Here is a 20,107-nt window from a genome sequence, read left to right as displayed (position 1 = left end):
GGGGTTTAGAAGTGGAGAACCGTGTAGCGATAACTGAAAAAAGCATGCAAGTGGCTTTGCATCAATTTATCTTCCCCTTTTCCATCCATCTAAACTCTCAAAATCGCTTTAAGGAACAATTGCTCCAAGATGAATTTATTCCTTTTTTAATAGGCGAGACAAAGCAAGAAGATACGTATTATGGACGCGAACACCGTGTGTCCCACCGGGAAATGGAGCATTATTATCTTCCTTTCACTAGCAGCTTCTTATTTCCTCACGAGAATGATGAGAAAGGTTTTAGACGTTATTCCAAACAGATGAGTATAGCCTGCTCCCTTCATTCGCCGTATTACAACTTAGCGTTTACGATTCATTCGGTTGACGTTATTCTTTGTCCCTTTGATCTTGGATTCATTACGATTCGTACAGAACTAAAATGCGAGGAGATCAACTATTCCCTGGCGCTGGAATTCGCAAAGCGATTTAGGGTCCTTCAAAATATGAACAAGCAGGATGACGAATCGTACATTCAATATAACGAGAAAACTTTCAAACAAAGTGAATCGTTTATTTATCATATTTTAGGGCCAAATACATCGGCGTTTTTAGATCATGGGCGGTTGGATGGCGTCTACTTTGAGAAGCTGCCTTTCTTTTTGGATGAATGCATGTATGTCGCATGTTTTTATTCCCTGGTTGAAGGCTCCGATATTTCGTTAGTGGACATTTATCGAGCTGCTCGCATTGACGGGTTGGATAAAGAAGGCAAACCTTTCATTGGTGCAACAAATTTGAACTATATAAAATCCTATAGCGAGCTGCACTCTTATGACAGGTGGGGTCCGGATACTTACTTTATTACGGATGACAATGCCTTTTCTTGTATCACAAAACAATCTCATGCTGTCGCGGTCAAAATAGCCAATAAAATGTACGGTGAGTATTATTATGGACTGCTGCTTAATTTGTTTCACAAAATCGTACTTCTCAAAATTTCCAACCAATACTCACAAGTCCGTTTGGAGCAGAACCAGGGAAAAATTGATGAACTGATTCGTTCCATTACTGATTTTTCCGCCAAATATTATTTTATTGAAGTTGTATCCCAATCCCAAGGAAAAGAAATCTTCCTTCAGCTGCGCAAGTTCTATGGGAACGATGAGCTGTTTGTTGAAGTTAAACGGACACTAACCGATCTGTTTGAATATCAATCCAATTATACGAATAAACGGGCCAGTTATTTGCTGCGCATTTTGACGATCTATACGGTGATAAGCGGCATATACGGAATGAATCAGGTCATTGAAGATTTAAAAGGACCTATTAACTGGAGAAACATGCTGGATTATTCGGTTTTTCAGTATTTTGCTCTCTTAGTCGCTATCTCAGGAATCCTCATCGGAATAAGTTTGGCCTTTGATTCTCTGCGGCAATTAATTAAAAAACGTAAATATTAAAACAGCGGCACTCCCTACAGTTAACGCTCTATTGTTTTAAAATAATCATAGACTTTCTCTAACTTCTGCTGCTGTTTGCCTTGTGGACTCTCCATGCTGCCAAATTCAAAAAACTTCACCTTTTTGATCCCTACATAGTTAAAAAGTGCTTTTTTCATTAAAACTTTATGCGCGTTATTAAGCCAATACAACGGATATAAGACCGGTCCCTTCATACTTGAAATACACACCACCGACTTCCCTTTCAGAAGCCCCTCCGGCAACATCCCTCCCTTATCCTTATAAGCAAATCCCGATGAAAACATCTGGTCGATATAACCCATAAGCATGGCTGGAGGCCGCCCCCACCAAATCGGATAGACAAAGACAATTTTATCGGCCCAACTGAGTTGCTCCCTGTAGATGGCAAGATCAGGGTCGGCGTGCATATCCCTCCTACGCTTATGTTCATTAAAAACCAGGACTGGATTAAATCCCTCTTCATATAGATCCAAAACCCTCACATCACTGATTTTCGGATTCTCATTGCTACCCTGGACGACCTTCTGCAAAAAGGCGTAACTTAAACTTTGATGATTGGGATGCGTGTAAATAATCAATGTTTTCATTTCAGCACTCCTTTACTTATCTTTTGATAAGTAAATCGTAGCATACTCCGTTTTTTGTTGTCAAATGATAATTGTTTATTGATAATTATTTTGTTATTATTTTTTATACGAGGTGATCATGTGGAGAACAATGTCCTATTTCAGAAATTCGTGTCCTTCACGGCCGCAGTCCACCAAGTAACGCATGAGATGACCAAAGATGTGAGATCAGAGTCGCTTACTCCCGTTCAATATAAGATTCTAGAATACATTTCCGTCAGCCAGCCCGTTACACTCAGCGAAATCAGTGACTGCATGCATATGTCCATGCCCAACACGAGCCGTGAGCTTAGAAAACTAAGTGAAAAACAATTGTGCGAGAAGGTTACCGATGCCGAAGACCGTCGTAAACAATCGATCCGGCTCTCGCAAGAAGGAAGTGCGATGATGGGCGACATTTTTCAGCGAGTTGAAGCTCAGTTCGTCCAGAAAATTGGAAACGTATCCAAAGAAGAATTGAAAGAGATCGAACATGCGCTGGATGTTTTAATGAGTAAAGTATTTTCTTAAATGAATTGCGCAAAAAAGCCGCTTACTGGAAATTAATTTCCGTAAGCGGCTTTTTGTTTTGAATTTTTCAGTGCGTTTTCGTATCCTGGACGTCATTCGTTTTGTTTATAAAATCGATGTGGTGAAACCCCCACCCGCACATATCAGTCAGAATAGCGCTTAATGTTTTGCCATGGTCCGAAAGTGAATATTCGACTTTTGGAGGAATCGTCTGAAACACCTGCCGAACGATGAGCTTATCTTTCTCCAATTCACGGAGCTGATTCGTAAGCATCCCTTGCGTGACTTCGGGGAGCAAACGTCTCAATTCACCGAAGCGTTTGGTCCCGCCTTTCATCAAAATAAACAATATTAAAGGCTTCCACTTCCCACCTATCATTTGTAAAGTGGTCACGATCCCCTGTGTTCGATACGATTGATCTACGTCCATGACTTCAACTCCTTTTACCGCAACATCTAAAGCTCCTGCTTCGACTTTACCAAAGTATCCTGAATTTCGTAAGTACTATCTTATTTCGTACTTAGTATGGTTAAACGTACTATTACCAAGTCCTTTAGATTCAAATTGTACGATTTTCAAGACTTAGTATGAAAAAAGAGCGTACTTTTCAAATTTTTCATTCGACTCAATAATGGAGGTGTAGTAAAAACTAACTTGTTGGATCCAGGAGGATTAGAAATGAAAACTATGGTGATCGTAGCCCACCCGAATTTAGAGACATCCCGTGCCAATCGAGCATTCCTGCTTGAACTTAGTAAACACCCCAACTTAGATGTTCGAAACTTATATCAAGCATATTCAAATTGGAAGTTTGACATCGAGAAGGAGCAACAATTACTTTTGGCCTATGATCGGATTGTTTTACAATTTCCATTGTACTGGTACAGTTGTCCGCCCCTTTTAAAAAAATGGTTCGATGATGTATTTACGTATGGTTGGGCTTATGGACCGGGTGGTGATAATTTGCTGGGTAAAGAATTTATTGTTGCAACAACAACAGGGGGTACGGAGAACTGCTACCGAGCAGGTGGAGACAATTGGTTCACAATCAGCGAGTTTTTAAAACCTATCCAACGAACGATTACTAAATGTAATGGAACTTATCTCCCTGCTTTTGTAACCTATGGAGCAACTGCTCAGGATAATGATGCCTACCTCTCTCAGGAAGCTAAAAGATATATTGAACATATTCAAACTTATTCAAACTTGCTTATGCATTAAACGGCTATAGCCGTTTCACCTGCGATATTCATGGATTGTATTATATTTGCTTCCCATTGACATAAGCGGCGATATCGGTGGAAACCACCTCACCAACCCGATCGCCAACAGAACTGGCCTTCGCCAACGACCGTCCCTCCCAGATTACGAAGCAGCAAGCCAATAACATCACAGCAACCTTGCGATTTCTCATGTTCTTTGCCTCCATCTTCTCCATCATTCTAAGACATTAGACTATAGGAATCGGAAAAGGTTGCTTCTTTTTCCAATCTTAGCCAAGGACCTTGGTCATGATCAAATCGATTTGCTCATCATCACCCATATAAAAGGAGTGGGCTCCTGTTTTTACAAAATCCATTTTTTGATAAAAAGCTATTGCATTCTCATTGTGTTCCCAAACTCCTAGCCAGATCTTCTCTTTATTCCGTTGCTTCGCAATTTCAATGGCTTTATTTAATAAATATTTACCAAGCCCTTGTTTGTGAAAATTTTTGCGTATATAAATCCTTTCGACTTCCAGAGCATCATTTCCCATGAATTCCGTCTGTGCATCATGGAAGTTTACCTTTAAATAGCCTGCCATTTCCTCATTGAAATATATAAAATAAAACTCCGAAGAGATATTTGACAATTCTTTTTCTAATTGGTTCAAATTAAATGCTTTCTCGAGGTAGGCTCTCATTTTTTCAGATGAATTCTGATGCTTGAAAGTCTCAGTAAATGTTTCAATGCTAATCTCTTGCAGTAATCCTAGTTCCTCGAGAGTACACTGCTTTATATGCGTAGTCATGATAGTAATCCTCCAATTTTCCAAATCAATATATTCGCTTGTTTCCTTTTTTTACAAACTCCCAGTCTTTTTCAACATTTTTTCTGACTCTTTGCAGCAGGTTAAAAATCGTTTCAATTTCACCATCAGAGAATCCGGCGAGTGCGACGTTATTGGAATAATCGTTTTCGCTTTTTATATACGGGTAAACCGTTCTCCCTTTCTCTGTAGGAAAAAGCTTTTTGATTTTTTGGTTATTTTGATCATCTGTCTTTTCAATAAATCCATTTATCTCCAGCTTTTGAATCGCACGGGCAGCTGTTGTTCGGTCAACTTTTATCATTTCAGCTAACTTTTCTTGAATAATCCCCGGATTTTCACAGATACGGACAAGATACAAATATTGCCCTTTTGTAAGATCATATTTTTTAAACTCAATATTACTGATAGAATCTAACGCCCGAGCAATCATTCCAACTTCTCGTAAAATTTCTTTCATATTCACAACTCCACTAATCATGTATTTTTCTCAGACGGTGTAAAAATAGTACATTATTTTTGTTGTATTTGCAACATAATGCAAATTATTAGTTCAAATAAAAAAACACCGCCAGTTTTGAAGGCGATGTTTGTGCATTGCTGTTTGTATCTAGTTCATTGAGATTCACGAATCTGGTCAAGGTGCTCTTGCGCGCTCAGCTCGTGCATCGAAAGTTTGGCCCCTATGGACCTGAAGCTGCCAATAACATCTTCGTAGCCGCGCTCGATATGCTCAACGCCGGTCATATACGTATAACCCTCTGCCGCAAGACCCGCCATCAGCAAACAAGTGCCTGCACGCACATCAGAGGCATGCACCCATCCGCCTTGCAGGGGGCGTCCACCAGTAATAAAGGCACTTTCCTGCCGCAACTCGATCTCGGCGCCGAGCCGTCGTAGCTGCGCAACATGAGCTAGCCGCTTAGGATAGATACGATCTGTTACTATACTCTTACCCTTGGCTTGCAGTAGAAGCGCGGTCATAGGCTGCTGTAAATCCGTAGCGAAACTCGGATACATACCCGTACGAATACGTGTCGCTTTCAGCGAATTCGTTCCATATGCCGTAATATGATTATCGCCGCATTCCACGTGCATCCCTATTTCCTGCAACTTGGCTAAACACGAACCCAGATGCTCCGGAATGACGTCCATGACCGTAACCTGTCCCCCATGGAGTCCGGCTGCCATCAGAAAAGCCCCGGCAATCAGCCTGTCTGGAATAACCGTGTGTGTTCCCCCATCCAAATAGGAGACACCCTCAATTCGGATATGTTCCGTTCCCGCACCATAGATGCGAGCGCCTAATCGATTCAAGAAATTTGCCGTATCGCAAACTTCAGGGTCCATAGCTGCGTTATGCAGATTTGTCCGTCCCTTGGCCAGCACAGCGGCTAACATGGCATTAATCGTAGCACCGGAAGTAATGGTATCGAAAAAAATGTCGGCCCCTTTCAGCTCGGCAGCTTCGACGACGTAATAATCTTTGAAAAGATGGACTTGCGCCCCAAGCGCTTTGAAGACCTTAATGTGCTGGTCAATGGGCCGTGAAACGAAGTCATCCCCGCCAGGCAACCCGATGGTGACTTTGCCGAATTTGGATAATAGAGATCCTGCAAAATAATAAGAAGCCCGATAGCTCGAAGCTTTGCCTGGATCAATCACAGAACTGTGAATCCAACGCGGGTCAATAATAACTTGTCCGCCCTCCTGCTGCAGCTTCAATCCGATATCACGGCCAATCTCCGCAATGATTCTGACATCATCGATGAATGGAATGCCCTCTAATGTGACGATATTGTCTGCCAGACAAGCAGCAGCAAGTAAAGCAAGGGAGCTGTTCTTCGCTCCTGGGATATGTACGGTTCCGTTAAGTGGGCCAGAATACTCAGCCTGTATATATTTCAAGAAGTGTCCCTTCTTTCCTTATGACGATTTCAGTTCCGTTTCGAGCATGTAGCCGCTTCCGCGCACTGCGCTAATCAAGAAGGTAGCTTTCCCGTATTTTTTTCGCACCCGATAGATCAGGGCATTCAGTTCGTCCAGTGTCACATCGGAGAAGCCTTCTGCACCCGTTGACCTCTCCGGCCATACCTTGGATTTAATTTCCTCCAGCGGAACGAGCCGGTTGGCATGATCATGCAGTACGCGAATCAGTAAATATTCTTTCTCGGACATGAGGATTCGCTTGCCCTCCACGACACATTCTCTTCTTTCCCAATGAATCGTAAGCGGCAGTTCAGGAACTTCCAGATGACTGGTGATGCTGAGCGGTTCGAATTCTAAGGTTTGATCGGCAAACATATAAGAAAAGTGGATGACGGTCATCCCCTTAGAGAGCTTAATGATATCGAAATTTTTCAGCGTATATGGCGTGTGTGGCGTTAGCAGTACGCCGTTGATCTCCGTTCCGTGGCGACTCCCTAAATCATATAACACGGCCTTGTCCTGCTCCTTACGGATGACAAAATGCTCACGAGAAATAAATGCATTCGTAAAGGCTAAATCCGGAGTTAACTGATTGGACACCCTGCCGACCAGTGTTTCGTCATCACTTAGATTCACGCAGGTGCCCGGTCGATAAGGTTCGCCGCGTACGATGTATAAGCATGCAAAGTTTTCCAGTGTACTTCCCTCCATTTGCTAATGCAGCTTTACTTCTTCTAGTGAAAAATAACCCAATAATTATCGTAACTCAAAATGAGACGGATTAAAACCTCTTGACACTGACGCCTCGCTCACATTTCAGTAACATAAACTAACCTCCGAATAAAATATCCATAATGGTTCCTAACTTACCTGACTTATGTCCTTTTAACACATCCGGGTTATAGATTTCTACAAAGCCGCAGTTCAAGCAAGAAACAAATAAAAAGTGATTGTATTCGATATCAAATATCTTGCTGAGACCCGTGCCGTTCATCGCAACTTCTTTAATAGAACATTCCTGCGTTCCACACTTGATGCATTTATATTTATTCCTAATCGCATCCTCAACGCTAAGCTCTTCAAGATCAACACTCTTGCTCTCCTTTATAGAACCCAGTTCATCTTCTATATGCTCAGGAAGAACTTCTTGCATACAATTCGGACAAACATTATCTCTCAAGTGAACCAGTTGATTACACCAAGGGCATTCAATCATCATCCATCATCCCTTCAAAGGTTTCACTTGCAACTTTACATGCAACATCATTTTAACACAAATTGGAAAACAACTTACTGTTCTCTTTGATTCCCAAATAGAAAAAAAACGCAATGGTTTCCCATGCGCCCTTTTTATTAAAGTATCATTACCAAAGTAAAATCGATTACTCCTGAAGAACCGCCTGCTGCGGCTTATTACGCTTCTCTTTCAAAACGAAAGTAAGCGGAATTGCCACGATACAAATAAATACGGCAATCAGGAACACATCCTGAACCGCCAGCGTCATGCTCTGATCAGGGATGAACGAAGCGTTGGCCGACGAAGCTCCACTCAGCTCTTTCTGGTGAACGAGCGACCTCGCAGCAAGCAAGGAGCTGAACACGCCAATTGAAAGCGCCCCTGTTGCTTGCCTGACCCAGTTCGTCACAGACGAGGCATGCCCCGACCTCTCTTTTGGAATGGACGACATCCCCGCATTCATAACCGGCATGAAGGCCAGCGAAATCCCGACATAACGAAGGGTCATCCAGCCCGCGACATACACGTGCGAAGCTTGCAAACTGATATGGCTCAACTCCCAATTGGAAGCGATAAGCAGCAATACACCGCCCATGATGAGCGGAAAAGGCCCTGTTCGGCTGTAGAGCTTGCCAACTACAGGGGAACAAAGCGCCATGACGAGCGAACCGGGCAGCAGTACAATAGCAGTAACCAGCGGGGTCGAATGCTGGACGTCCTGCACAAATACGGGAATCAATAGAGTACCCGAGTATAGCGAAGCCGTAATGATACAGTTAATGATCAAACTGTACGTAAAACGGCTCGTTCGAAACACGCTAAGATTAAGCAGCGGATTAGCCAATCCCAGCTCCCTGCGGATAAAATAAATTAGCGTTGCTATCCCGATAAGCAAACAGATGAGCGTTTTCCAATTGGTCCATCCCCAGCCGTTCCCTTCGGTAAACGAAAGAATAATAAAAGAGCTGCTGAGCAGCACGGTAATAAATCCAGGAAAATCAAACGTCTTCGACGTGTTGATACTCTGATAAGGCAGACATTTGATCGCCACGATGACAGCTGCAATTCCGAGAGGCAAATTCAGCAGAAATAACGACTGCCAGCCGAAATATTCTGTTAGCAAACCTCCCAAGGTCGGTCCGAATGCCGGCGCCAGCATGGAGGATAAGCTCCATAAGCTCATCGCGAACGGTTGTCTGTCTTTTTCGATAAATTGATAAATCATCGTTAGCGTCGTTGGAATAATTAAACCGCTGAATACACCTTGCAGGATTCGAAAAAGTATGAGTGTATCAATGCTCCAGGCTACCGTGCAAAGTGCGGAAAACAGCGTAAACCCCGACAAGGCGAAAATATACAACCGTTTATAGCTGAACCGGTCACCGAAATACCCCACAATTGGAGCGACTACCCCCGTAGCGAGCAAAAAACCGGTAATCATCCACTGCACCTTGCCCAGCTCAGCGCCAAAGTCTTTCATAAATATCGGGAATGCCACGTTGATTGTGGTCGAGCTGAGAATAGACATAAAGTTCCCGAAAAAGATAGCTAAAATAATGAACCAGAACGCCGATTTGCCGGATGAGCTGCTCGTCACTTCGTCTCCCCTTTTCACTGTTTACGAATGGTTATTTTGGATATGATTGTATCAGGCAATCCTTGTTAATATATGTATTATACAACTACATACCCATTAGTCAATATATGTATGAGGTCAGTATTTCCTTTTGCCGACCTCTTCCAAAGCCATCGTCTCCGTAAACACGCTCTCAGGGGTTACAATTCTTTTCGGCAAGCTCCGTCCTTGCATAAGTTCGTTGACAGCTTGCATCAAGTTAGGACCTAGCAAAGGGTTGCATTCCACGACACTGTTAATTTTGCCCTCAGCCATTTTCTCAAATGCTTTGTTCGTCCCGTCTACAGAAATAATGATAATATCCTTTCCGGGACGAAGTCCAAACTCCTCGATCGCCTCGATGGCACCTAAAGCCATATCGTCATTATGTGAATACAAAACATTTATTTCATGACTCATCGTATTAAGAATGGACTTCATGACTTGCTTCCCCTGCGCAAACGTAAAATCGGCCGATTCACTTTTTAAAATCTTAAAGTTCTCATGTTCCTTGATGACATCGCGAAATCCTTTCCCTCTGGCAATGGAGGGGGTCGACCCTTCCGTTCCCACAAGCTCAACGATGCCGACGGTATCTTTTCGGTTGTTCATTTTATCAATCACGTATTTCCCGGCTTTGCGGCCCTCTTCGTAAAAATCTGAGCCGATATATGTCACATATAAGGATGGATCACTGACATTCACTAATCGGTCCAGAATAATCAGCGGGATGCCAGCTTGTTTGATCTCTTTCAAGATCGGTTCCCAGCCTGACTCGATCACCGGTGCGATCGCGATCACATCTACTTTTTGTTTGATAAAAGTCCGAATCGCTTCAAATTGCTTGGATTGTGATTGATCCGCATCCTCAAAATGCAGCTCGATGCCTGCTTCCTCCGCTGCCTCTCGAATGGATATCGTGTTCGCATCCCGCCATGCACTTTCCGACCCCAACTGTGAGAATCCCAATACGATCGGACGAACGAGACCTTGATCTTGATCATTGTGATTTACCACGTTTTTAGCAGCGGCTTTCTCCTCGCTAGATGGTAAACCAGTGGAGGAATTATGCACAGAATCAAACATATATAGAATTGAAATCATGCCCAAAAACAGGATAATCAACAATTTACTTTTCATTAATGAGCGGAATGATCTTCCCAGCATCGGCGTCCCCTTTTAACAAAAATTTCCTTTCAATTCCTTAGTTTGTATTATAAAACGCTTTCAATAAAGGTACAATATGCAGGCAAAAAGACTTTGCTAGACAATTGTTCATTGCCCTTCAAAGCCTTCGGGTTAAACCGATTACATGCTTTTTCTGGTAAACCAGTTCCGTTCACTTAATGCCTTCTGAAGTAAAATAAATAAACAAAGGAGCATGCCGATCGCAATTTTCGTCCACCACGAGCTAAGTGTTCCCTCGAAACTTACGATGGTCTGAATCACCCCTTGGATCAGAACCCCAAAGAAAGTGCCAGCCATATAACCAACTCCGCCCGTCAGAAGCGTACCGCCGATCACAACAGCAGCGATGGTATCCAGCTCCATTCCCATGGCGTGCAAGCCATAGCCAGAAAGCATGTAGAACGTGAATACAACACCCGCTAGCGCTGAACAGAAACCACTGAACGCATACACACCCATTTTCGTTCTAGCAACAGGCAATCCCATCAGGATCGTCGACTGCTCACTTCCTCCAATGGCATACGCATTGCGTCCGAAGCGCGTATAATGGGCCATATACATGCCTACTGCAACAACAACCAAAGCAATGATGACGCTAATCGAAATGAAGTTGCCGCCAGGCAGCGGAATTTTAGTCTGGGCTATGCTCGTGTATATTGGATTATCGATGGTAATCGTGTTTATGCTGATCACATAACATAACCCTCGCGCTAGGAACATGCCGGCCAACGTGACGATGAAAGGTTGGATTTTGAAATAGTAAATGATAGCTCCCATTCCCCACCCGAATAGCGCGCCTAAAATGAGAACGAGCGGAATAACAAGGAAGGGCGACCAGCCTGCCTGCACCAGCGAAGCCGAGATCATAGTCGTTAAGGCGATCACAGAACCGACCGAGAGATCGATCCCGCCGGAGACAATGACGAAGGTCATCCCCACAGCCGTTATCAACAAGAAGGCGTTATCGATAAGCAGATTCAGCAGAACCTGCAAGGAGAAAAAGCCCGCGTAACGGAAAGAACCTGCGATAAACATTAAGGCGAATAAACAGATCGTCACATAGATCGGAATATATTTACGATTAAGCAACATGGCGTTTGACCTCCCGTTCGGCTGGATAATGGCGACTCTTCCAGCGGGTAACGATGGATTGGCGGAGAGCCTCGGATTGAATCAAGCAGACAGCCAGCACGACAAAAGCTTTTACGACCAGCGTAATTTCAGGCGGAACTCCGATCATGTATATCGTAGTAGTCAGTGTTTGAATAATGAGGGCGCCGATCAGCGTGCCGGTTAAGTAAAATCTTCCCCCATTGAGCGAGGTACCACCGATAACGACGGCAAGAATCGCGTCCAGCTCGTACCACAAACCGGCGTTGTTGCCGTCAGCGCTCGATACGTTCGAGCTCAAGATCAAACCGGCTATTCCTGCACATACGCCGCAGAACATATAGACAGCGAGCATAACTGTACGAGAACTAATGCCCGCTAAACGGCTCGCTGTCGGTTTGCAGCCGACCGATTCAATGAACAAGCCAAGCGCAGTTTTACGCGTCAGTAAAGCTGCTGCAGCAAACACGATTGCGACCAGAAAGATGGAGAACGGCAAAGTGGCTAGCGAACCTGCGCCGATATATTTGTATGTCGAGCTCGTGATGGTAATGATTTGCCCTCCCGTGATTAGCTGGGCAATCCCTCGTCCAGCGACCATGAGAATCAAAGTCGCAATGATCGGTTGAATGCCCGCATTGGCAACCAGGAAGCCGTTCCACAAACCGAGCAGCAGCGACAACACAAGTGAAATCGCAATCGATAGCAGAAGTGCGCCTACGGCGTTCTGATCACTGCTTTTGCTAATCGTTAGACAAGATAGCGCGCCGGAAATGGCCACCACCGAGCCAACGGATAGATCAATCCCTTTCGTTGCAATGACCAAGGTCATACCAATAGCCACGAGAATGAGCGGAGATCCGAAATTCAAAATATCAATTAAACTGCCATATAAGTGCCCATCCTTCATTTGAATGGAGAAGAAACTGGGCGAATAAATGAAATTGAACACCAGCAGTACAGCTAACATGCTTACCGGCCAAAACAAATGATGCTTAACCATGTTCCTCATCCCCCCGCTATCGCTTTCATGACATTACGCTGACTTATTTCTTCGCCGGACATCTCCATCACTTTCTTACGATCCCGCAGTACGGCAATGCGCTCACTAACCCGAAGTACTTCTTCAAGCTCGGACGAAATGAAGAGCACCGACATGCCCTTTTGAGACAGCGAGAGGACAAGCTTTTGAATTTCCGCTTTGGCCCCGATATCGATCCCCCGAGTTGGCTCATCTAAGATTAGCAGCTTAGGTTCCATGAGCAGCCATCTCGCCAGGAGCACTTTCTGCTGATTGCCTCCGCTTAAATTTTTGATAAGATGCTCCGGATTCGGCGGGTTAATATTCAAAGCGCGGATATATTCATCCGCAATTTCATTCTGCCGTTTGCGGGGAATCGCATTGAACCAGCCACGTGTTGCCTGCAGAGCGAGGATAATATTCTCCCGAATAGTCAGATCATCAATGATGCCTTCCGTTTTGCGGTTCTCGGAGCAGAAGGCGATGCCCTGGTCAATCGCTTGTCTCGGTGAGTGGATTGGTTCATCCGAATCCGTGAACTTCAGCTTACCGGAATCTGCCCGATCCGCTGCAAAGAGCAACCTCGCAAACTCGGTTCTTCCGGATCCCAGAAGCCCTGCCAAACCAATAATTTCCCCCTTATGAATGGTCAAATCGGTGGCTTCAATGGAACCCTTTTTTCCCAGTGAATAGGCTTCTAGTAATGCTTCCGCTTTCATTCTTTGAACGTTTGCGCTCTTCGGAAGTTCTTCCAACAGATGCAGGTCTTTGCCGATCATCTTGGAAACCAAATCTATGCGAGAGAGCTTCTCAGCCATATACTCTCCAACAAATTCTCCATTACGAAGAATGGTTATTCGATCTGAAATTTCATACACTTGATCAATAAAATGTGTCACAAACAGAATCGCTAAGCCTTCCTTTTTCAGTCTCGTCATGACGGTAAACAGCTGCATGACTTCTCCTCGGTCCAGACTGGACGTAGGCTCATCCAAGATAAGCACTTTAGCGGAAATACTGACAGCTCTCGCAATCGCAATTAATTGCTGTACAGCAACCGAATAATGATGCAAAGGCAGTGTCACATCAATTTCCAAGTTCATTCTTTTCTTCAACAGTTCCGCAGCTTCCAGATTCATTTTTTTCCATAAAATACGACCGAAGCGCCGTGGCTCGCGGCCGATAAACATATTCTCCGCTACAGAAAGGTTCGGACACAAGTTGACCTCCTGGTACACCGTGCTGATTCCAGCTTGCTGGGCATCCAAAGGACTATTGATCTTAATTGGATTCTGATCCATTTCTACGTAACCTTGGTCAATGGCATATACACCGGTGAGAACCTTAATCAAGGTTGATTTTCCAGCCCCGTTCTCACCCATCAGAGCGTGAACTTCACCAGGGAACAACTGGAAGTTAACACCTGACAACGCTTTGACACCCGGAAATTGTTTGTGAATATTTTTCATTTGCAAGATCGGCTGACGTTCACTCATCGAATGACTCCTCTCCATATAGAGAAAAGCCACTCCACCTGCTACTTGTATGGAGTGGCTTTCTTCTTTTCTCTTTAGTTATTAATACTGGCGGTCTGCTAGAACCTTCTTCGCGTCTTCCGAAGTAAACACGCCTTCTTTCGTTACAATCCGTTTCTCAATTTGCTTGCCGGCAATCACATCATTGACAGCTTGCATCAATTGAGGTCCAAGCAATGGATTACACTCTACGATAAAGTTGATTTTACCTTCGCTTGCAGCTGTCATACCATCTTTAACCGCATCTACGGAAATAATGGTGATGTCTTGACCTGGTTTCAGGCCAGCTGCTTCAATCGCTTGAATGGCTCCAAGCGCCATATCGTCATTATGGGCATACAGCACATCGATATCTTTATGAGCTTTCAGGAACGCCTGCATCACTTCTTTCCCCTTTGCCCGAGTGAAATCGCCTGTTTGAGAGGCAATGACCTTCAAGTGTGAGTTACCTTTGATCTCTTCAGCAAAACCGGCTTTGCGATCGTTAGCCGGAGCGGAACCTGTTGTTCCTTGAAGCTCAACAATGTTCACATCTTCCTTCGCATCTTTGTACTTATCCGCAACCCATTTGCCTGCTTTCTTGCCTTCTTCTACGAAATCAGAACCAATAAAAGTTACATACAAAGAGGTATCCTTGGAATCAACCGCACGGTCTGTCAAAATGACCGGGATTTTCGCATCTTTCGCTTCTTTCAGTACCGTATCCCAACCGGACTCAACAACCGGCGAGAAAGCAATAACGTCCACTTTTTGTTGAATGTAAGTACGAATTGCTTTGATTTGATTCTCTTGTTTTTGCTGGGCATCGGAGAATTTCAAATCAAAACCGGCGTCTTTGGCTGAATCCTGAATCGACTTCGTATTCGCTGTTCGCCATCCGCTTTCCGCTCCAACCTGAGCAAAACCAAGCGAGATCTTCTTCCCTGCTGCCGGTGCTGCTGGTGCTGCCGTAGCTCCCGCGTTTGTTGTTGGAGCCGTTGTGCTTGATCCTGTGGTAGCGCTGTTCCCACAAGCTGCCGAGAGCAGCATCAGACAGGAAGCCACAACGAGAACCCCCATTTTTTTCGTAATAATCATGTTTTTTCCTCCCCATCGTTCACCTCTTGTTCGGTGTGACCTCATTATAAAACGCTTTCACTTGCCTTTTATACGGAGTTTCACGCTCATTTCTTGTAAATTTTTTAGTGATTTCCCATGACTTTTTCGAGAAAAGTTTGTTTTTATAAGAGTAAATTGTTATTTGTGGTTGTATGTATACGTTACCATTCCCGCATGCAGCACAATTTGTTATAGTAAGATGGAGGCAACTATCTCCGCATTCGAAAGGTTACTTAACCATTTATGAGATTAATCCAATGGATTTCCTCGAGCTTGCAAACCAAATTGCTCACCATGTTTATTATTCTGACATGCATTCCTCTAATTGCGGTTGGACTCATCTCCTACCAGAAATCATTTAAAACGGTTTTCAATAACAGCAAAGCAGCAGCCATGCTTTCTGCAGATCAGCTTGCCCGTGATCTGGATACACAATTTATTGATACGAGAAAGCTGCTTGAGATTAGCAAGAACACACAAGTGCTTCGATTCTTATTCTCCCAAGAAGATACTTATGAGGATACCAAACAAATCCTAAGAACCATGGACTCTTACAGACAAACGTACCAATATGATAGCGTTCTCAATATCACCATGGTTAACTTGTATGGCCGAGGCATTAGTGAAAGAAAGGGTTTGTTTCAGCTTGAGAAAAATCCACTGCGCAACCTGCACTTGACTCATTTGACCAAAAATCCGGATGAGGTTTTCATTGTCCCTCCTTCCGAGGCCTCAGCGCTCGACAGAATCGACGGTTTTCAGTATAACAACACGAATGTCATCTCCATTATGGCCGCCGTGAAACAACAAATTACACACGAAGTCATTGGATTTATCGTCATCGACGTCGATGATAAAGTGGTCACTCAATTTTGCGATAACGTTAAAATTGGTCAGACAGGGTTCTACTTTGTTGTCGATTCATCCGGCACCCCTATCTTTAAGCCATCAACGTTAAAAGCAACTGTCAAACTCCCGCTCCCCTCAGATTTAACACACATTCTTAACGGAACTGACACGAATTACATCGACTCAACCGAAGGCAAGCCAAAATTCGTCTACGTAGCTCCTTCGGTGATGACAGGCTGGAGTATCGTAGGCTACGTGCCGCTACAAGAAATTGTTGAAGAAGCGAATTCCATTCGACAGCTCATCATCATTACCGTTGTGTTAAGTTTTATCTTTGCCGTATCCCTTCATTTTTTCATTTCAAACCGCTTGATACACCCTCTTCACCTTTTAAAAAGTAAAATGCAGCTTGCCGCTTCCGGATACTTGGAAGCCAAAGTGATTCCAAAAGGCAATGATGAGGTTGCCTTATTGGGCAAAAGTTTTAACATCATGCTTAGTAAAATCCGCAAACTGCTCGAACAAAGCATTAAGGAGCAAGAAGAAATTAAAAAGGCGGAATTACGGGCTTTGCAAGCGCAAATTAATCCCCACTTCTTGTACAACACACTGGATTCCATCGTCTGGATGGCAGAAGCGGGCAAAAATAATCAAGTCATTCAGTTGGTTCAATCGCTATCCAAACTGTTCCGAATCTCTTTAAGCAAAGGCCGTGACTGGATTATCATTACTAAAGAAGTCGAGCATGTGCATAGTTATTTAGTCATTCAACAAATGCGCTACCGCGATATTTTGGATTATGAGATTCAGATTGATTCCCGCTTAAATCCGTATCCGATCTTGAAAATGATTCTGCAGCCCATCGTAGAAAACGCTTTATATCACGGTTTAAAAAACAAGCGAAGAAAAGGCATGATTCGAATCACTGGCCTGATCGAGAACGAAGAAGACATTGTACTGACGGTGGAAGATGACGGGATCGGAGTGTCGCCGGAGAAGCTTGAGCAGATGCGTGAGTATTTAGCGAACGATCAACTTCCTGAGCAAACCGGCAATGAAGTATCCGGGGGGTTCGGCCTGCATAATGTACAACAAAGAATTAAACTTTATTACGGGGACAAATACGGTGTAAGCATTGACAGCATTCAAAACGAGGGAACGAAAGTTTCCATTCGAATCCCTATGACTGGAGGTAACATGCCATGAAAAAAGTGCTGCTAGTTGACGATGAAATTTTAATTCGCGAAACGATTCGTGATACGATCCATTGGGAAAAAGAAGGATTTATTTATTGTGGAGATGCTTCCGATGGTGAAGTTGCGCTGCCGATGATTGAACAGTATCAACCTGATATTCTCATTACCGACATTAAGATGCCCTTCATGGATGGCTTGGAACTCAGTTCCTTTGTTAGGAAAAATTCACCGGATATCAAGATTGTCATCTTGAGCGGGCATGGGGATTTCGAATATGCGCGAACAGCCCTTCGTCTGGGTGTAGAGGAATATTGCACAAAGCCGATCAGCTCAGCGGATTTGCTCCAAACCCTACGTCAAGTTAGCGGCAAGATCGATGCAGCGCGTCTGGAGAAATTGGAGATCGAGCAATTAAAACAGGAAGAAAAAAGGCAATCCGGTTTCACGCAAAGTAAGCTGCTTAATGATTTATGCAGTGGATTTATAACAACGTCGGAAGCCGTTCATTTGAGTTCTAAACTGAACTTAAACCTTCTCTCTCGTTACTATGTTGTTGTAACCGCCGACTTCCGCAAATTAGCTTCTTCCGATTCTGTTCCAGATGACTCCTCAGAGGATATGAAGCATGCCGAACACCTGCTGAATCTTAAGCTTGATGGGAACAACCACTTGGTGTTCAAGCGTAGTAAGACGGAATGCGTATGGATACTGAAGTATGAAACGCAAGAACAAATCAAACAAGCACTAGAAACGGTTCAACAGGTGCAAAATCAGTCCATGGAACATCTCTCCTACTCGATTTCCGTTGGCATCGGAAGTGTTCAAGACCGGATGCAGGGCATTCATGTTTCTTTCCTGGAAGCGATGGAAGACATGCACTGGCGCCGTTTATCGCGTCAGAATCGCCATGCGATGCTGGAATCGAGAAACGGTTCTTTCGAACAATCTGTTTTTTTAGACCGGGCAATGTTTGTTGAATTTCTGAAGATCGGCTCACCTGCCCATGCAGAAACCTTTATCCATTCTTTCGCTTCCATTCTTCAGCATACGGATTGGCAATCTTCGCTTATTGGATACTATATATTAAACGATTTGACGTTGGAAGTATTTCGATCAGCGAGGGACTCTTACCCCAACATAGCTAACTTCGACATGACCCTTCAGGAATTGCAGAAAGCTATAGAATTAATAAGAACTTTGAATGAGTCTCGTGCCTATTTGATTAGACTGGCTGAACAATATTGGCAGTGGCGTTCCGAAGCTTCCGATAAGCATGGGGATATGCTGATTAAAGTGAAAAAATACATTCACGAGCATTATGATAAAGATTACTTTTCTCTGCAAGACGCTGCTGACCATGTTAATTTAAGCTCAGGTCATTTAAGTAAAGTGTTCAGCCAAGAAAATGGCCAAACTTTCATCGAATACTTAACGCAAACCAGAATTCGCAAAGCGATGGAACTGCTTCAGACGACGCAGGCCAAATCCTATGAGATTGCTTTCCTCGTTGGCTATAACGATGCTCATTACTTTTCAAACCTTTTTAAGCGAGTAACGGGTATGACAACAAGAGAATTTCGCAAAAGCGGCCAGTTGAACAAAGACCTGCTTACATCTGAGAGAGAGGAGCATAAGGGCTTTGTCAGTTACTATTAAGAAATCGCTTCTCTTATTCGTGTTTTTCTCACTATTTACAACTGTGGGCTGTTCGGATGCTCATTCTTCACCTGGTTCCTTATTCGCTACCGTAACCCCTTCTCCACAAAAAAGCGAGCGTCCTCCCGCCTATACATTCGGGATTATATATCCAATGGCGCATTCTTTTTATGAAGTCATTACGCAGCTTGCCGAGAAAACGGCAGCCTCCAATTCCGTTCAGTTAATTGTCAAGGCGCCGGAAGAGGTTAGTTTAGAACAACAGATACGTATGATGGAAACCATGATTAAACAAAAGGTAGACGGCATTGCAATTGCTCCTATCGATCCAGATGCCCTTGTCCCTGCTATCAATAAAGCTGTGGAAGCCGGTATACCGGTTGTTTGCTTCGAAACCGACGCACCTTTAAGCCGCCGGCTCTCCTACATCGGTCCAGATCACTACAAAGGCGGGGCTTTAATGGGGGAAGTCGTCAGCAAACTCATGAAAGGCAAAGGCATGGTGCTTGTTGAATCAGGTATGTCTAAAACACCTATTCAAAAAAACCGGCTTTCCGGCATGCTCGACTACTTGTCTCGTAATACGGCTATTCAAGTGCTTGAAGTCGGATATAACGAGGGCTCCTCCGATAAGGCACTGTCTGATATGGAGCGTATGATCGATGACCACCCACACTTTGACACGCTCATCACGCTTGATATTTTATCCAGCTCGGCTTCGATCCTGTTATGGAAAGCCAAAGGTTTGAAGCGGAATGCCCTGTCCTTTGGGATGATGCCCAATGTGAAAGAAGCCCTTATCAACGGTCAAATTACCTCCGTTATCTCCCAGAATGAACAAGTATGGGGCGATAATATTATCGGACAATTGCTGCGCGCAGCACGTGGTGAAACGATTCCTGTCTATATGGATACCGGCAATAAAGAAATGACGAAAGATTCTCTTGCATTGAAATAAAAGAACCCTTCCCGCGCTTCAATGCACGGCGGAAAGGGTTCTTTTCTGTACGAACGGGGTGGCTCGTTCGTACAAAGAAGAACTGCCCC

At 44.0% G+C, this 20,107-nt stretch carries 20 protein-coding genes; 6 read left to right on the top strand and 14 right to left on the bottom strand.

All coding sequences use genetic code 11. The annotated features are described in order from the left end of the window. The first annotated feature begins 11 nt into the window (after positions 1-11). Entirely contained in the window at positions 12-1,439 is a 1,428-nt protein-coding gene (locus tag AC3WTJ_RS16950; RefSeq protein WP_492522774.1) for a hypothetical protein, read from the top strand. A gap of 20 nt (positions 1,440-1,459) precedes the next feature. On the opposite strand, the gene AC3WTJ_RS16945 is transcribed toward AC3WTJ_RS16950, so the two are convergent. Then, complete coding sequence (locus AC3WTJ_RS16945; protein ID WP_492522773.1) at positions 1,460-2,047, bottom strand: NAD(P)H-dependent oxidoreductase; 588 nt, start codon at positions 2,045-2,047, stop codon at positions 1,460-1,462. Positions 2,048-2,167: 120 nt separating this feature from the next. On the opposite strand from AC3WTJ_RS16945, the gene AC3WTJ_RS16940 reads away from it, so the two are divergent. After that, on the top strand, positions 2,168-2,596 hold the full coding sequence (locus tag AC3WTJ_RS16940) for a MarR family winged helix-turn-helix transcriptional regulator (protein ID WP_492522772.1): 429 nt from the start codon (positions 2,168-2,170) through the stop codon (positions 2,594-2,596). A gap of 67 nt (positions 2,597-2,663) precedes the next feature. On the opposite strand, the gene AC3WTJ_RS16935 is transcribed toward AC3WTJ_RS16940, so the two are convergent. After that, a complete protein-coding gene (locus AC3WTJ_RS16935) occupies positions 2,664-3,026 on the bottom strand; it encodes a winged helix-turn-helix transcriptional regulator (protein WP_492522771.1) in 363 nt (120 codons plus the stop codon). Positions 3,027-3,275: 249 nt separating this feature from the next. On the opposite strand from AC3WTJ_RS16935, the gene AC3WTJ_RS16930 reads away from it, so the two are divergent. Further along, positions 3,276-3,818 (top strand): NAD(P)H-dependent oxidoreductase, encoded by a 543-nt coding sequence (locus tag AC3WTJ_RS16930; RefSeq protein ID WP_492522770.1) that lies wholly within the window; start codon positions 3,276-3,278, stop codon positions 3,816-3,818. A 40-nt stretch (positions 3,819-3,858) separates the two neighbouring features. Here AC3WTJ_RS16930 and AC3WTJ_RS16925 read toward each other — a convergent pair whose 3' ends face one another. The 12 genes from AC3WTJ_RS16925 to AC3WTJ_RS16870 all read right to left on the bottom strand — a co-directional run bounded on the left by AC3WTJ_RS16925 (position 3,859) and on the right by AC3WTJ_RS16870 (position 15,338). After that, the gene (locus AC3WTJ_RS16925; RefSeq protein ID WP_492522769.1) at positions 3,859-4,011 is read right to left on the bottom strand and encodes a hypothetical protein; all 153 of its coding nucleotides are present in this window, start codon (positions 4,009-4,011) and stop codon (positions 3,859-3,861) included. A 78-nt stretch (positions 4,012-4,089) separates the two neighbouring features. Continuing rightward, positions 4,090-4,608 (bottom strand): spermidine/spermine N(1)-acetyltransferase, encoded by a 519-nt coding sequence (paiA, locus tag AC3WTJ_RS16920; protein ID WP_492522768.1) that lies wholly within the window; start codon positions 4,606-4,608, stop codon positions 4,090-4,092. A gap of 25 nt (positions 4,609-4,633) precedes the next feature. Further along, on the bottom strand, positions 4,634-5,086 hold the full coding sequence (locus AC3WTJ_RS16915) for a MarR family winged helix-turn-helix transcriptional regulator (RefSeq protein ID WP_492522767.1): 453 nt from the start codon (positions 5,084-5,086) through the stop codon (positions 4,634-4,636). Positions 5,087-5,241: 155 nt separating this feature from the next. Beyond that, the gene (murA, locus tag AC3WTJ_RS16910; protein WP_492522766.1) at positions 5,242-6,534 is read right to left on the bottom strand and encodes a UDP-N-acetylglucosamine 1-carboxyvinyltransferase; all 1,293 of its coding nucleotides are present in this window, start codon (positions 6,532-6,534) and stop codon (positions 5,242-5,244) included. Positions 6,535-6,552: 18 nt separating this feature from the next. Further along, on the bottom strand, positions 6,553-7,266 hold the full coding sequence (locus AC3WTJ_RS16905; protein ID WP_492522765.1) for an FHA domain-containing protein: 714 nt from the start codon (positions 7,264-7,266) through the stop codon (positions 6,553-6,555). A 118-nt stretch (positions 7,267-7,384) separates the two neighbouring features. After that, positions 7,385-7,774 carry a zinc ribbon domain-containing protein gene (locus AC3WTJ_RS16900; RefSeq protein ID WP_492522764.1) on the bottom strand — a complete coding sequence of 130 codons (390 nt, stop codon included), beginning with the start codon at positions 7,772-7,774 and terminating at the stop codon, positions 7,385-7,387. A 163-nt stretch (positions 7,775-7,937) separates the two neighbouring features. Then, positions 7,938-9,389, bottom strand: coding sequence for an MDR family MFS transporter (locus AC3WTJ_RS16895; RefSeq protein ID WP_492522763.1), 1,452 nt, complete (start codon positions 9,387-9,389; stop codon positions 7,938-7,940). Between the two features lie 117 nt (positions 9,390-9,506). Continuing rightward, positions 9,507-10,574, bottom strand: coding sequence for an ABC transporter substrate-binding protein (locus AC3WTJ_RS16890; RefSeq protein WP_492522762.1), 1,068 nt, complete (start codon positions 10,572-10,574; stop codon positions 9,507-9,509). Between the two features lie 141 nt (positions 10,575-10,715). Continuing rightward, complete coding sequence (gene yjfF, locus AC3WTJ_RS16885; protein WP_407867506.1) at positions 10,716-11,687, bottom strand: galactofuranose ABC transporter, permease protein YjfF; 972 nt, start codon at positions 11,685-11,687, stop codon at positions 10,716-10,718. Further along, a complete protein-coding gene (locus tag AC3WTJ_RS16880) occupies positions 11,677-12,708 on the bottom strand; it encodes an ABC transporter permease (protein ID WP_492522761.1) in 1,032 nt (343 codons plus the stop codon). The genes yjfF and AC3WTJ_RS16880 overlap by 11 nt, the downstream gene beginning before the upstream one ends. Before the next feature lie 5 nt (positions 12,709-12,713). Continuing rightward, positions 12,714-14,222, bottom strand: coding sequence for a sugar ABC transporter ATP-binding protein (locus tag AC3WTJ_RS16875; RefSeq protein ID WP_492522760.1), 1,509 nt, complete (start codon positions 14,220-14,222; stop codon positions 12,714-12,716). 81 nt (positions 14,223-14,303) lie between these two features. After that, on the bottom strand, positions 14,304-15,338 hold the full coding sequence (locus tag AC3WTJ_RS16870) for an ABC transporter substrate-binding protein (RefSeq protein WP_492522759.1): 1,035 nt from the start codon (positions 15,336-15,338) through the stop codon (positions 14,304-14,306). Positions 15,339-15,602: 264 nt separating this feature from the next. On the opposite strand from AC3WTJ_RS16870, the gene AC3WTJ_RS16865 reads away from it, so the two are divergent. From AC3WTJ_RS16865 to AC3WTJ_RS16855, 3 genes are read left to right on the top strand one after another with little or no spacing between them, the layout of a single operon-like run. After that, complete coding sequence (locus tag AC3WTJ_RS16865) at positions 15,603-17,414, top strand: cache domain-containing sensor histidine kinase (protein WP_492522758.1); 1,812 nt, start codon at positions 15,603-15,605, stop codon at positions 17,412-17,414. Beyond that, positions 17,411-19,060 (top strand): response regulator transcription factor, encoded by a 1,650-nt coding sequence (locus AC3WTJ_RS16860; RefSeq protein WP_492522757.1) that lies wholly within the window; start codon positions 17,411-17,413, stop codon positions 19,058-19,060. Before AC3WTJ_RS16865 ends, AC3WTJ_RS16860 begins: the two co-directional genes overlap by 4 nt. Then, positions 19,044-20,018 carry a sugar ABC transporter substrate-binding protein gene (locus AC3WTJ_RS16855; RefSeq protein WP_492522756.1) on the top strand — a complete coding sequence of 325 codons (975 nt, stop codon included), beginning with the start codon at positions 19,044-19,046 and terminating at the stop codon, positions 20,016-20,018. The genes AC3WTJ_RS16860 and AC3WTJ_RS16855 overlap by 17 nt, the downstream gene beginning before the upstream one ends. The last annotated feature ends 89 nt before the right edge of the window (positions 20,019-20,107 follow it).

The sequence above is a fragment of the Paenibacillus sp. FW101-FHT12H11 genome (genome assembly GCF_058790355.1).
This window is presented reverse-complemented; position numbering and strand designations above follow the sequence as displayed.

Bases quoted from the DNA above. Each gene is read 5' to 3' on its own strand.
- AC3WTJ_RS16925 (WP_492522769.1), bottom strand. From the start codon at position 4,011: ATGAGAAATCGCAAGGTTGCTGTGATGTTATTGGCTTGCTGCTTCGTA.
- AC3WTJ_RS16870 (WP_492522759.1), bottom strand. From the start codon at position 15,338: ATGATTATTACGAAAAAAATGGGGGTTCTCGTTGTGGCTTCCTGTCTG.
- AC3WTJ_RS16930 (WP_492522770.1), top strand. From the start codon at position 3,276: ATGAAAACTATGGTGATCGTAGCCCACCCGAATTTAGAGACATCCCGT.
- AC3WTJ_RS16860 (WP_492522757.1), top strand. From the start codon at position 17,411: ATGAAAAAAGTGCTGCTAGTTGACGATGAAATTTTAATTCGCGAAACG.
- AC3WTJ_RS16915 (WP_492522767.1), bottom strand. From the start codon at position 5,086: ATGAAAGAAATTTTACGAGAAGTTGGAATGATTGCTCGGGCGTTAGAT.
- AC3WTJ_RS16900 (WP_492522764.1), bottom strand. From the start codon at position 7,774: ATGATGATTGAATGCCCTTGGTGTAATCAACTGGTTCACTTGAGAGAT.
- AC3WTJ_RS16890 (WP_492522762.1), bottom strand. From the start codon at position 10,574: ATGCTGGGAAGATCATTCCGCTCATTAATGAAAAGTAAATTGTTGATT.
- AC3WTJ_RS16935 (WP_492522771.1), bottom strand. From the start codon at position 3,026: ATGGACGTAGATCAATCGTATCGAACACAGGGGATCGTGACCACTTTA.
- AC3WTJ_RS16905 (WP_492522765.1), bottom strand. From the start codon at position 7,266: ATGGAGGGAAGTACACTGGAAAACTTTGCATGCTTATACATCGTACGC.
- AC3WTJ_RS16945 (WP_492522773.1), bottom strand. From the start codon at position 2,047: ATGAAAACATTGATTATTTACACGCATCCCAATCATCAAAGTTTAAGT.
- AC3WTJ_RS16865 (WP_492522758.1), top strand. From the start codon at position 15,603: ATGAGATTAATCCAATGGATTTCCTCGAGCTTGCAAACCAAATTGCTC.
- paiA (WP_492522768.1), bottom strand. From the start codon at position 4,608: ATGACTACGCATATAAAGCAGTGTACTCTCGAGGAACTAGGATTACTG.
- AC3WTJ_RS16875 (WP_492522760.1), bottom strand. From the start codon at position 14,222: ATGAGTGAACGTCAGCCGATCTTGCAAATGAAAAATATTCACAAACAA.
- AC3WTJ_RS16880 (WP_492522761.1), bottom strand. From the start codon at position 12,708: ATGGTTAAGCATCATTTGTTTTGGCCGGTAAGCATGTTAGCTGTACTG.
- yjfF (WP_407867506.1), bottom strand. From the start codon at position 11,687: ATGTTGCTTAATCGTAAATATATTCCGATCTATGTGACGATCTGTTTA.